This window comes from Vibrio crassostreae, from assembly GCF_024347415.1.
In the GTDB taxonomy this organism is placed as follows: domain Bacteria; phylum Pseudomonadota; class Gammaproteobacteria; order Enterobacterales; family Vibrionaceae; genus Vibrio; species Vibrio crassostreae.
The window spans coordinates 188793-201928 of record NZ_AP025476.1 but is presented as its reverse complement, the minus strand read 5'-3'; the positions used below and the strand labels follow the sequence as shown (position 1 = coordinate 201928).

At 42.1% G+C, this 13136-nt stretch carries 12 protein-coding genes; 7 read left to right on the top strand and 5 right to left on the bottom strand.

What is annotated here, in order from left to right; all coding sequences use genetic code 11:
- Positions 1-46: 46 nt before the first annotated feature.
- Genes wecB through OC193_RS00935 form a run of 3 tightly spaced genes read right to left on the bottom strand, consistent with a single transcriptional unit; the run spans position 47 to position 3335 of the window.
- A complete protein-coding gene (wecB, locus tag OC193_RS00945) occupies positions 47-1180 on the bottom strand; it encodes a non-hydrolyzing UDP-N-acetylglucosamine 2-epimerase (RefSeq protein WP_048663135.1) in 1134 nt (377 codons plus the stop codon).
- Between the two features lie 14 nt (positions 1181-1194).
- Positions 1195-2298, bottom strand: a complete 1104-nt coding sequence (wbjC, locus tag OC193_RS00940; protein ID WP_048663134.1) for a UDP-2-acetamido-2,6-beta-L-arabino-hexul-4-ose reductase — start codon at positions 2296-2298, stop codon at positions 1195-1197.
- Positions 2298-3335: a polysaccharide biosynthesis protein gene (locus tag OC193_RS00935; protein ID WP_048663133.1), complete on the bottom strand. Its 1038-nt coding sequence runs from the start codon at positions 3333-3335 to the stop codon at positions 2298-2300. Before OC193_RS00935 ends, wbjC begins: the two co-directional genes overlap by 1 nt.
- 606 nt (positions 3336-3941) lie before the next feature.
- On the opposite strand from OC193_RS00935, the gene OC193_RS00930 reads away from it, so the two are divergent.
- The 5 genes from OC193_RS00930 to OC193_RS00910 all read left to right on the top strand — a co-directional run bounded on the left by OC193_RS00930 (position 3942) and on the right by OC193_RS00910 (position 8494).
- Positions 3942-4376 (top strand): rhodanese-like domain-containing protein, encoded by a 435-nt coding sequence (locus OC193_RS00930; protein WP_048663131.1) that lies wholly within the window; start codon positions 3942-3944, stop codon positions 4374-4376.
- 105 nt (positions 4377-4481) lie between these two features.
- Positions 4482-4949, top strand: coding sequence for a protein-export chaperone SecB (gene secB / locus OC193_RS00925; RefSeq protein WP_048663129.1), 468 nt, complete (start codon positions 4482-4484; stop codon positions 4947-4949).
- Between the two features lie 178 nt (positions 4950-5127).
- A complete protein-coding gene (gene gpsA, locus OC193_RS00920; RefSeq protein ID WP_048663127.1) occupies positions 5128-6192 on the top strand; it encodes an NAD(P)H-dependent glycerol-3-phosphate dehydrogenase in 1065 nt (354 codons plus the stop codon).
- A 168-nt stretch (positions 6193-6360) separates the two neighbouring features.
- Entirely contained in the window at positions 6361-7182 is an 822-nt protein-coding gene (cysE, locus tag OC193_RS00915) for a serine O-acetyltransferase (protein WP_048663124.1), read from the top strand.
- Between the two features lie 160 nt (positions 7183-7342).
- Positions 7343-8494 carry a murein hydrolase activator EnvC family protein gene (locus OC193_RS00910; RefSeq protein ID WP_048663122.1) on the top strand — a complete coding sequence of 384 codons (1152 nt, stop codon included), beginning with the start codon at positions 7343-7345 and terminating at the stop codon, positions 8492-8494.
- Positions 8495-9033: 539 nt separating this feature from the next.
- On the opposite strand, the gene OC193_RS00905 is transcribed toward OC193_RS00910, so the two are convergent.
- Both OC193_RS00905 and OC193_RS00900 read right to left on the bottom strand, forming a co-directional pair.
- Positions 9034-9672: a TetR/AcrR family transcriptional regulator gene (locus OC193_RS00905; protein WP_048663121.1), complete on the bottom strand. Its 639-nt coding sequence runs from the start codon at positions 9670-9672 to the stop codon at positions 9034-9036.
- A gap of 108 nt (positions 9673-9780) precedes the next feature.
- On the bottom strand, positions 9781-10944 hold the full coding sequence (locus tag OC193_RS00900; RefSeq protein ID WP_048663120.1) for a nucleotide sugar dehydrogenase: 1164 nt from the start codon (positions 10942-10944) through the stop codon (positions 9781-9783).
- A gap of 152 nt (positions 10945-11096) precedes the next feature.
- Here OC193_RS00900 and rfaD point away from each other — a divergent pair, with 152 nt between their 5' ends.
- Together rfaD and lpxM are read left to right on the top strand one after the other, a co-directional pair.
- Positions 11097-12038, top strand: a complete 942-nt coding sequence (gene rfaD / locus OC193_RS00895) for an ADP-glyceromanno-heptose 6-epimerase (protein ID WP_048663118.1) — start codon at positions 11097-11099, stop codon at positions 12036-12038.
- Between the two features lie 141 nt (positions 12039-12179).
- Positions 12180-13136, top strand: a complete 957-nt coding sequence (gene lpxM / locus OC193_RS00890) for a lauroyl-Kdo(2)-lipid IV(A) myristoyltransferase (protein ID WP_048663116.1) — start codon at positions 12180-12182, stop codon at positions 13134-13136.

The window sequence follows — 13136 nt, the reverse complement described above, 5'->3', positions numbered from 1 at the left end:
TAGTTGGCTATAGCCCTTTTGCAACAGAGACCATAGCCTTTATAACTCAGGAAAACTGTTTCCAAACAACTCGTTTAACATAATCAGTATAAGAATGTATAATTCTCACCATCTTATCTGATACGTTAGGCATGCTATAATCGTAAACAGGGCGAAGTAAACGTTCTTGACCATTTGGTTGAGATTCCAAAATTTCAAGTGCTTGCATAACTAGCTCTACACTCAGCCCGACCATCATTACGGATGCTTCTTCCATACCCTCTGGCCTCTCATGAGCTTCTCTCAAGTTCAGAGCTGGGAAGTTCATAATCGAAGATTCCTCATTAATCGTACCACTATCTGATAAGACGGCTTTAGAGTTCTTCTGCAAGTGATTATAGTCATGGAAACCCAAAGGCTTCAGTAATTGAATATTTTCATTAAATTCAATTCCCTGAGCCTCAATACGATTGCGAGTACGCGGATGAGTAGAAACAATGACAGGCAACCCATAATGGGCTGCTACGTTGTTAAGTGTTTCAGCTAATTTGGCCAACTGCTTTGGTGAATCAACATTTTCCTCTCGATGAGCACTTACAACAAAAAATTGACCTTTCTGAAGCCCTAAACGTGATAGCACATCCGATGCGTCAATCTGAGGCATATAATGATTCAGCACTTCAAACATTGGACTACCTGTTTTAATTACACGATCAGCGGGTAAACCTTCAGCCAATAAATACTCTCTAGCAATCGAACTATATGTCAAATTTATATCTGCAGTGTGATCAACAATACGACGATTCGTTTCCTCTGGAACACGTTGGTCAAAACAACGATTACCGGCTTCCATATGGAATATTGGTATTTTACGACGCTTTGCCGGAATCGCAGATAAACAAGAATTAGTATCCCCCAATACCAACATGGCATCAGGCTGGATTTCATCTAACGCTTGATCTACGTTAATAATAACTTGACCGATTGTTTCAGCAGCATTCTTACCTGCGGCATTTAGAAAGTAATCAGGTTTTCGCACGCCTAAGTCATTGAAGAAGACTTCATTCAATTCGAAATCATAATTCTGACCAGTATGTACCAATACATGCTCACAATGTTGATCTAGTTTCGCCAGCACTCGAGACAAACGAATGATTTCAGGGCGAGTTCCTACTACTGACATGACTTTTAGCTTTTTCATTGTTCTCTTCCTAATCACAGTAACTTGGTAAACGTATCGGGTTTATTGCGATCAAATATTTCATTAGCCCAAAGCATTACAATAAGCTCTGACTCGCCAACATTTGTCACATCGTGACTCCAACCAGGTACTGTCTCTACGACAGTAAAGTCATCACCAGTTACATCCTGCTCATAACGTTCACCAGTAAGAATATTCTCAAACCTAAATTGCGCCTCACCTTTTATGACCAAAAATTTCTCATTTTTAGTATGGTGATAGTGCCCCCCACGTGTTATTCCTGGGTGCGCTGTAAAGAAAGAAAACTGACCTGCATCTTTCGTTTTTAACAACTCACAAAAGGCTCCACGAGGGTCGGTATAAGCAGGTACATTATAAGAGAACTGTTTAGGCGAGTAATAACTAATATATGTTGAATACAGTGCTCGTTTAAAACCCGAACCTACATTCTCCGTAATTAGTGATTCTTTGCTTTCTTTAAACGCTTGTAGCGCCTGAGCTATCTCACCGACAGTCGTTGGATAGATAGGCTTTATTGCTTGTGTGCCACATGGTTCATCATTAGTTAAATGGTGGATGAAATGATCGCAAACCGTATCAATATAAACCAAGTTCACCTTAGCCTCTGGATCATTTACGGTAATTGGTAGGTCGTTCACCACGTTATAACAAAAAGTTGCTACAACAGAATTGTAATTTGGACGGCACCACTTGCCGAACACATTCGGTAAGCGATAAATATACACTTTAGCTTTTAACTGCTTAGCATATTCATTCACTACCTCTTCAGCCAACGCTTTACTTTCACCATAAGGATTAGAATATTCAGCCTGAGTTGAAGACGTTAAAAGAATTGGTGTTGAACGATTAATACTTTTCAGCTTTTCTACAATGTGAGCTGTTAAATCGGCGTTTCCTTCCTTAAACTCCTCTTCAACTTTTGGTCTATTTACTCCCGCCAAATGATAAATGAAATCGGCTTCCTCAAGTGCGTTGTTTAGCTTCTCAACCGAATCATTGCGACCAATTTTAATAATATCAGTAAAACCTTGCTCTTCTAATTGAAAGCATAGATTTTTACCAATAAAACCATTAGCTCCTGTGACTAATATTTTCATTACACACCTTCTGGAACAATCACGCTTCCCGCTTCAATATCAGCGATGAAATCTAATTTATGAAGCAGTTTAATCATGCCATCTACATCTAAACGCTCTGTATTATGAGAGTTATAATCTTCAATCAAACTTAAATCTTGTTCACCCTCTTCAACATATTGAGAGTAATTTAAGTCTCGATTATCAGAGGGAATACGATAGTATCCACCTTGGTCTTCAGCAACAAACATTTCTTCACGGCTACACAATGCCTCATATAACTTTTCACCGTGACGAGTACCAATAACATTGACTTCATGCTCAGGCTTTGAGGTGATCATTTTCAGAGCTTGAACTAAAACATCGATAGTCGCTGCCGGAGCTTTTTGAACGAAAATATCGCCATTTATACCATGGGTAAATGCGTGTAAAACAAGGTCTACAGCATCATTTAGGGTCATCATAAAACGAGTCATGTTAGGATCAGTAATAGTGATCGCGTCACCATTCATTATTTGACGTAGGAATAAAGGAATAACTGAGCCTCGAGACGCCATAACGTTGCCGTAGCGAGTTGTAGATATAACTGTTTTATCTGGATCTACATTACGTGATTTAGCGACGATTACTTTTTCCATCATCGCTTTGGAAATCCCCATAGCATTTATTGGGTAAACCGCTTTATCTGTACTAAGACAAACTACACGTGAAACTTCATTCGCTATACATGCCTCTAGGACATTTTCTGTTCCCAACACATTGGTCTTAACAGCTTCCATCGGATGAAACTCGCAAGACGGGACTTGTTTTAAAGCTGCTGCATGGTAAACAAAATCAACACCACGTGTAGCAGACAAAATAGAGTTATAATCGCGTACATCACCGATATAAAACTTCAATTTTGGTGAATTGTATTTTTTTCGCATATCATCCTGTTTCTTTTCATCCCTTGAGAATATGCGAATTTCTTTAATATCTGTTTCTAAAAATCGGTCTAGGACGGCGTTCCCAAAAGAGCCGGTGCCGCCTGTTATCAGAAGAGTTTTATCTGTAAACATTTTCTCTCACTTAACTAAGTTGATTGGGAATTAAATTGCTTGTTACGCCCACTAATGCACAAAGCTACATAAAACGATTGAGGTTGAACGTTGTGAAAAGCATCAACTCTCTCTTTTTTTGCTCTGTTACAATCTATTTCTAACAATGCTGATATTTGAAAGTCACAATCATCGCGTTCAAAAGCTAGCCACCAAAGGCCTTACAAAAAAACACATGCTACCGCCCTTAGGTCTAGCTCCTAAAAGCAGATAATTCTAACGAAAAAACAGCTCAGATTTGGTCGATTTTTGATAGATTGATGTTAGCAAAGTCAGTCTATTTTAACCAGTTCAAACTTCTTCTTGATCGAGAGTTTGTTAACCAAGGTCTAACGTTTATTGCTTCAATGTGAATCACAGAATAGAGCATATAAACAGCTCAATACCAGCATGTAGAAAACGGATCGAATATACCTGTGAATGACGAAGAGCAAGTACTAACCCCGTAACGAAAACCTCACTTTCCCAGCTAGAGATCAAAAAACCATAACTCTGTATTCTCCAACTCTTTCTCGCTATACTCCTACCCTATAATTTTTCGCCCAATAACGAATAAGAGTTCAAGATATGCAAGAGTTAGTTCCATTTGTTCAAGAGAATATGATTTTAGCCATCGTATGGATCGGCTTGGTTGTTGCCATCATTGCGAACGTTATCAAGACATCAAACGCGGCCTACAAAGAGATCACGGCAGCACAAACCACACACATGATTAACCGTGAAAACGGTGTTGTGGTTGATATTCGTACTAAGGATGAGTTCAGAAAGGGCCATATTACGGACGCAGTTCACATTTTGCCGTCAGACATCAAAGCAAATAGCTTTGGTAGCCTTGAAAGCCGCAAAGCAGACCCAATCATCGTAGTATGCAAGACAGGTCAAACGGCTCAAGAAAGCGCAAACTTGCTGGTTAAAGCAGGTTTCGAAAACGTAAGCGTACTGAAAAGCGGCTTAGTGGCTTGGAGCGAAGCTAACTTACCTTTGGTTAAAGGTAAGAAGTAGTTCAAAGCAAAAAGTAAGCTGACCTGATTACACGAATATGACTTTAAGGTTTTGTCCGACAAATATGACGAACAAAACCTAATTTAAATTTTTAAGGACAAGAAAATGGCTGAAGCAGCACAACAAGACGCACAACAAAACTTCGCAATCCAACGTATCTTCCTAAAAGACGTATCTTTCGAAGCGCCAAACTCTCCAGACATGTTTCAAAAAGAGTGGAACCCAGATGTAAAACTGGACCTAGATACTCAAAGCCGTGAGCTTGGCCAAGGCGTGTACGAAGTAATCCTACGTCTAACGGTTACAGTTAAGAACGCAGAAGACACAGCATTCCTTTGTGAAGTTCAACAAGGCGGCATCTTCTCTGCTAGCGAAATGGAAGCTGGCCAACTGGCTCATTGCCTAGGTGCATTCTGCCCGAACATCCTGTTCCCATACGCTCGTGAAACGATTTCTAGCCTAGTGGTTAAAGGTACGTTCCCACAACTGAACCTAGCACCAGTAAACTTTGATGCTTTGTTCATGAACTACCTACAGAACCAAGCTCAGCAAGCTGAAGGCGAACAGGCTTAAGTCTCAAAGTAGAACTTAACTCTAACGATTCAAACGCTAGTTAGCTTTTAAATGCACATCGCAACTTCTGCGATGTGCATTTTTTCTTTACACTGTACTAAGATTGGTAGTTCTTCTTACTTTAGTGGAAAGCTTTTCCAGAACTCTTCGATTTCCCTCATTATTTTTAGGTGGAAGCATGACAGAAACAACTCACCCGACTAACACGGCAGACGCTTACGGTAAAGACAGCGCTTACGGCAAAGACATCGCCATGACAGTCATTGGCGCAGGCTCTTATGGGACATCTTTAGCGATATCTTTAGCGCGTAACGGTGCAAACGTTGTCCTTTGGGGACATGACCCTGTTCATATGGCTCGCCTTGAATCTGAGCGTGCGAATAATGAGTTTCTGCCGAATATCGACTTCCCAGAAAGCCTGATTATCGAGTCCGATCTCGAGAAAGCGGTAACGGCAAGTCGCGATCTTCTCGTTGTTGTTCCTAGCCACGTGTTTGGTATCGTTCTAAATAGCCTGAAACCACACTTAACGACAAACTCTCGTATCTGCTGGGCAACCAAAGGCTTAGAGCCAGAAACCGGTCGTTTACTTAAAGATGTCGCGCACGATGTGCTTGGTGATGGTTACTCACTGGCTGTTCTATCTGGTCCTACTTTTGCCAAAGAGCTTGCGATGGGTATGCCGACAGCAATTTCAGTCGCGTCACCAGATGAGACTTTCTTAGAAGAGCTACAAGAGAAGATTCACTGCGGCAAAACATTCCGTGTGTACGCAAACTCAGATTTCATTGGCATGCAACTTGGCGGCGCGGTTAAAAACGTTATCGCAATCGGAGCAGGCATGTCGGATGGTATTGGTTTTGGTGCCAATGCTCGTACTGCTCTTATCACGCGTGGTTTAGCTGAAATGAGTCGCTTAGGCGCTGCACTGGGTGCCCAACCAGAAACCTTCATGGGCATGGCAGGGTTAGGCGACCTAGTACTAACATGTACCGATAACCAATCGCGAAATCGCCGTTTTGGTTTGGCGCTAGGCTCAGGTAAAGACGTCGACACGGCTCAAGAAGAAATTGGCCAAGTTGTCGAAGGTTATCGCAACACCAAAGAAGTTTGGTTATTATCAGAACGCATGGGCGTCGAGATGCCAATTGTTGAACAAATTTATCAAGTGCTGTATCAAGGGAAAGATGCACACTTAGCAGCACAAGACTTACTTGCTCGAGACAAAAAGTCAGAAAGATAGTAAGAGCAGATACGGGATTCGAGTAAACGAGATGCGAACTACCCAAAGAAAGGTCTCCAACTCGCTTTTCCTCAGTTCTAGAATCTCGTTTGCTCTAATTGGCTTTTCTAAGCTCTTCGCATCTCTCATCTCGCTACGCGTATCTGGTTTAAAGGAATGGATGGTAAAATGAAACACTGTGAACAACAAAAAGTTTGGCAATGCATTGTGAAGGAAGCTCGACAGCAGTCAGAGCAAGAACCTATGCTTGCGAGTTTTTACCATGCCACCATTATCAACCACGAAAGCTTAGGCGCTGCATTAAGTTATATCCTTGCCAACAAGCTAAAGACAGCTTCAATGCCAGCAATGGCTGTGCGTGAAGTGGTTGAACAAGCGTTTAAGCAGGATCAATCTATTATCGATGCGGCAGCTTGTGATATCTGTGCGACGGTAAATCGAGATCCTGCGGTCGAAATGTACTCGATGCCTCTGCTTTATCTGAAAGGCTACCATGCTCTGCAAGGTTACCGGGTGGCTAACTGGCTATGGAAACAAGGACGAGTCGCACTTGCTACCTATCTGCAAAATCAAATTTCAGTCGCTTGCCAAGTGGATATCCACCCTGCTGCGCGTATCGGTAAAGCGATCATGCTCGACCACGCGACTGGCATTGTGATTGGTGAAACAGCAGTAGTCGAAAACGACGTATCTATTCTTCAAGACGTGACTCTTGGTGGTACAGGTAAAGAAGGCGGCGATCGTCACCCTAAGATCCGCGAAGGCGTGATGATTGGTGCCGGCGCTAAAATCCTTGGCAACATTGAAGTGGGTGAAGGCGCGAAGATTGGTTCTTGCTCTGTAGTTCTACAAGCTGTACCACCTCATACAACAGTCGCTGGCGTTCCTGCAAAAATTGTAGGTAAACCTAAGACTGACAAGCCATCTTTAGACATGGACCAGGGATTCAATGGTCGCTCACAAAGCTTTATCCACGGTGATGGGATTTAAGAGCAGGTTCGGGATCCGACGAATAACCGTGATACGAAAAGACTAAGAGCAGATACGGGATGCGAGTAACCGAGATGCGAAGAGCTTAAAGAGACGCCGGGTTCGAGTAACCGAAATGCAAAAAGACTGACAGCAGCTGTTGATAATGAATAAGAGCAAAATGACGATAATGATGAAACAAATTCGAGCTATTAGCCGGACTCTTTTGATATCTGCCAGCCTTGGTGTTGCTCTTTTGTCTTCATCATCATTTGCTGCATCTCAAGGTGAACTAAAAGGCGTGTCTAGCGAAATCTCTCGTCAACAGAAAAACCTATCCTCACAGCAAAAAAAGCTCGATAGCCTACAAGCGAGTCTCAAAAAACAAGAGCTCTCCATCGCTTCGCTTGAAAAAGCGATTCTAGACAGTAAAAAGCAACTCAATACCGCTAATGCTAATATTGCGAACTTAGACACTAAGATTAAAGCGCTTACTGCTCAGAAAAAAGTCCATACCGATAAGTTAGAGCAACTGATTCAGACTTACTACATGACAAGTCGAGCCAAAGCGTCTTCTCACATCCTCAACACGGGTGTCGAAGAAGATCGTATCAGCCACTATTACCAACACCTTGCCAAAGCTCGCTCCGCAACAATTAATACGATTGAACAGACGCAACTTGAATTAGAAGAAAGCCACAAACAGCGTCAACTCGAGCAAGAACAAATCGCAACATTGTTAAAACAGCAAACCACCAAGCGTGACAAGTTGTCTCAGACTCAAACACAACGCAAAAAAACCGTTGGCAGTATTAAGAAGAATATTTCTGGCGACAAAAATTACTTGGCTGAACTTCAGCGAAATGAAACTCGCCTGAAAGCTGAAATAGCAAAAGCAGAAAAAGCGGCTCGAGAACGACGTAATGCAGTCCCGATGGATGGCCTAGCAAAACGTAAAGGTAAGCTACCTTGGCCGATCAAAGATAAAGTTCTACATAACTACGGTTCACGTCAAACGGGGCAAATTAAATGGAAAGGCATGGTGATCAACGCCAAGTACGGTCAGCAGGTTAAATCTGTTTACTCCGGAACGGTGGTATTCGCCGAGTATCTACGTGGTTATGGTTTAGTGGTTCTTCTCGACCACGGTAAAGGTGATATGACGCTCTATGGCTTTAACCAAGCACTTTTAAAGAAAGAAGGTGACAAAGTTAAAGCGGGTGAAGCCATCGCGCTTGCGGGTAACACCGGCGGTCAAACTCGCCCATCACTGTACTTTGAAATCCGCCGAAACAGTCAAGCTCAGAACCCGAAGAGTTGGTTGGTTAGATAAAAGCAGGTACGGGATTCGAGTAACCGAGATACGAAGAGCTTAAAAGCAGATGCGGGATGCGAGTAACCGAGATGCGAAGAGCTTAAAAGCAGACGCGGGGTTCGAGTAAACGAGATTCGAAAAGCTTGAAATCAGATGCGGGATGCGGGGAACCGAGATGCGAAGAGCTTAAAGCAGAATCGGGGGCGAATGTTCCAGAGACAGAAAGGTTAAGAGTAGGTTCGAGGAAAAGGTGCTAATTAATCTTGAGCAACCCAAAAGAGTTAAGAGGCCTTGAACTAGTCACTTACAAAACCTCGTCATTCCAGAATTGAGGAACGAAATATCTGGAATCTCAGTCTCATATATAATTTGTCATGTTTAATTCACCACAACACAAAGATTCCCTATCACGCTCGTACCTCGCTGTAGGGAATGACGTCGCTATTTACAATGCGTGATGAAGACATCGATACGAATAACGCTAACCAAGAGCTTTAGAAAGCGAGTGCAGTAATCGTATTAATGAGTAACCACCGCTCTTCGTTACCCGTATCTTTCTACTTAGAGTTCAAAGCCCTCACACCATCTTCCAATAATGCCAGCTGCTCAAAACCTTGATCTGTCGCAATCGGTTTAACGGTGGCGATCATCTGCAACATTCCTTTATGAACAACTTGCTCTGTTATTTGCGCTTTTGGAGACATCGCAGACTGGTACGCTAACCAACCCGATGCGATCAAGTGAAGAGAAGTGACCATCGATTTCATTTCCGAATCCGTTGCTTTAAGCAAGTTCAACTCTACAAAGGCCCTCATGATATCGACAAGGTTGGTTTGTAATCTTTCTTGTACTGCCATGTAATCAAGGTGGAGTTTTTCATCACGTGACAATATTTCAGGCAGATTCGCATAGAAGAATCGGTACTTCCACATCAGTGTGAAGATAGAATCTAAGTAGGTCTTTAGTAGCGTCAGGCTTTCTTGTTGGCCTTGAATCGGCGTAAACCTTTCGAGTAACTCTGTCGAATAGAGAGTAAAGATGTCACGGACAATTTCTTGTTTGTTGCGGAAGTGGTAGTAGAGGTTACCAGGGCTAATCTCGATATGTTCAGCAATATGATTGGTCGTAATACTGCGCTCACCGTGCTCATTAAAAAGCTCTAGAGCAGCGTAAACAATCTTGTCACGTGTTTTCATTAGTTATTAGTATCCCTATCCGTTTAGAGGTTCAGTATATCGCCACTAAACGGATAGATCGAGCTGTTAACATCTGGTCTAATTAGCATTAGCTAAAATAAAACCCGATCAATCACTGCCAAACAGATCTCGTGTGTAAACCTTATCTGCAACGTCTGCGATCTCTTCTACCATTCGGTTAGAAACGATCACATCAGATACGGCTTTGAACTCTTCTAGGTCAGAATAGACTTTCGAGTTAAAGAAATGCTCTTCTTCTAACACAGGTTCGAATACGACCACTTCAATCCCTTTAGCTTTCAAGCGCTTCATAATCCCCTGAATCGACGACGCACGGAAGTTGTCAGAGCCGGCCTTCATGATCAAACGATAAATACCTACAATTTTAGGCGAGCGCTTAATAATTGAATCTGCGATGAAATCTTTGCGAGTGCGGTTAGCGTCAACAATAGCACCTACAATATTATTAGGTACATCTTGATAGTTAGCTAACAGCTGCTTGGTGTCTTTTGGTAAGCAGTAACCACCATAACCAAATGAAGGGTTATTATAGTGATTGCCAATTCGAGGGTCTAAGCCCACACCTTCAATGATCTGACGAGAATCCAAACCATGCGCTTCCGCGTAAGAATCAAGCTCATTGAAATAAGAAACACGCATCGCTAGGTAGGTATTTGAGAACAGTTTTACTGCTTCTGCTTCTGTTGAGTTAGTAAACAATACGTTGATATTCTCTTTTTCTGCGCCTTCAACTAGCAAATTCGCAAACACTTTAGCACGTTCAGAACACTCACCAACGATAATCCTGGATGGGTGTAGGTTATCGTACAGGGCTTTGCCTTCGCGTAAAAACTCTGGTGAGAACATAATGTTTTCACAACCTAGAGACTCTCTTATCTGGGCGGTGTAACCTACAGGAACCGTTGACTTGATGACCATTACAGCATCTGGGTTCATTTTCATAACATCTTTGATAACAGATTCAACGGAGGAGGTGTTGAAATAGTTAGTTTTAGGATCATAATCAGTAGGTGTTGCGATGATAACGAACTCGGCACCTTTGTATGCTGCTTTGTCTGTTGTTGCTCTAAAGTTAAGCTTCTTACTCAATAAGAAGTGTTCAATCTCACTATCAACAATTGGAGATTGCTTTTTATTAAGCATCACCACTTTGTCTTCAATAATATCAACAGCTACAACTTCATGGTTTTGTGCCAATAACATCGCATTTGATAAGCCAACATATCCAGTACCGGCTACTGCAATTTTCATATTAATACCTATAATTTTGAGTTATTTACTCAATTTAATCCATAAATTTACTGCTCATATCATACTCTGCTTGGAGAATTATTCCACTAGCCCGTCTTATCCATTCCTTGCTATACTCGATACAGTTTTGTATTCAAAAGAGTTAGAAAATTATGATTATCGTTACTGGTGGTGCTGGCATGATTGGCAGCAATATTGTTAAGGCGCTTAATGAAGCGGGCCACAACGATATTCTAGTCGTCGACAACTTAAAAGATGGTAAGAAATTTAAGAACCTTGTAGACCTAGACATCACGGATTACATGGATCGTGATGACTTTCTAACTCAAGTTATGGCTGGTGATGATTTCGGCCATATTGAAGCTGTTTTCCATGAAGGTGCATGCTCTGCTACCACTGAGTGGGATGGCAAATACATGATGCTCAACAACTATGAATACTCAAAAGAGCTACTTCATTACTGTGTTGAGCGTGAAATTCCCTTCCTATATGCCTCTTCCGCTGCAACGTATGGTGAAACTGACACTTTCATTGAAGAACGAGAATACGAAGGTGCATTGAATGTCTACGGCTACTCGAAACAGCAATTTGATAACTATGTGCGTCGCCTAACCGCGGATGCAGCAGCGCATAACGAAACGCTTCCACAAATCGTTGGCTTTCGTTATTTCAATGTTTACGGTCCACGCGAGCAACACAAAGGCAGCATGGCCTCAGTAGCATTTCACTTAAACAACCAAATGAATGCTGGTGAAAACCCTAAGTTGTTCGCAGGTAGCGAAACCTTCAAGCGTGATTTTGTGTATGTTGGTGATGTCGCGGCGGTAAACCTATGGTTTCTAGAAAACGGTGTTTCAGGTATTTTTAACCTAGGTACCGGCAATGCAGAGTCTTTTGAAGAAGTCGCCAAAGCAGTAATCAAGTACCATGGTAAAGGCGAAATCGAAACGATTCCTTTCCCTGAGCATTTGAAAGGTGCTTACCAAGAATTCACGCAAGCTGACTTAACGAAGCTTCGCAATACAGGTTGCAATATCGAGTTTAGAACAGTGGCAGATGGCGTCGCTGAGTACATGAAGCTCGTAAACGCATAGCTGTAAGCTTAATATTTCAGATTAAAACTAATAGTGCACCCTACTTTTTGGGGTGCATTATCGGACAATCTAGTAAACATAATCATTCCCAGAGTGACCAATATTAAGTTAACTCTCTGATTTAAATAATGTAGTGAACGAATGACCACACAACGTAATGATTTTGATCCAAAAGCTTACAATCCTGAGTTTGAATGGGGATTTCTAGCACCTAAATACTGGGGCACTTGGATTGCTGTTCTATTGTCGTCTCTAGTTTGCTTCTTACCTAATAGCATTCGTTTAGCATTAGCCAAGTTTATGGCTAAGCAAGCTGTAAAAATTAAGAATAAGGCTAACCGCCGAGCTCGTGTAAATCTTGAGATGTGTTTCCCTGAGCAATCTATCGAACAGCGCGAAGAAACTCTCTATCAGTCATACGTTACTTCCATCTCATTTTTGATGGGATTTGCTTCACTGACACTCAAGAGTAAAACTTGGCTAGAGAATAACACTTCGATAAACGGCCTAAGCAACCTAACCGATATTACAGACAGTGGCGAGAATGTGATCTTGCTGGTGCCACACACATGGGCTATCGATATCCCAGCGGTATTATTAGCTTCACGTAATTTACCTGTGTCTGCGATGGCGAAAGCACAAAAAAACAAACTCAGTGACTGGCTAATGCACCGACAGCGCGTGCAATACGGCGGTCGTGTTTATGATCGCAGTGGTGGTATCAAACCTTTCATCAAGTCAGTACGTGATGGATACCTTGGTTACTACCTCCCTGATGAAGATCTTGGCCGTGAGCACAGTGTCTTCGTTGACTTCTTCGCGACTCAGAAAGCAACAATCTCTGGCCTTGGACGACTATCTAAACTGAGCAAGGCCAAAATCGTGCCTTTATTTGCTCAATACGATAGCAACACTGGCCAATACACTCTGGACTTCTATCCTGCTTTACCATTTCCTACAGGAAGTGAAGAACAGGATGCACGTATGATGAATCAATGTATTGAAGGTTATGTGAGCAAAAATCCTGAACAATATATGTGGATCTTAAGGCTGCTTAAGACTCGTCCTGACAGCAATATAAACCCTTATAGTAGTTAG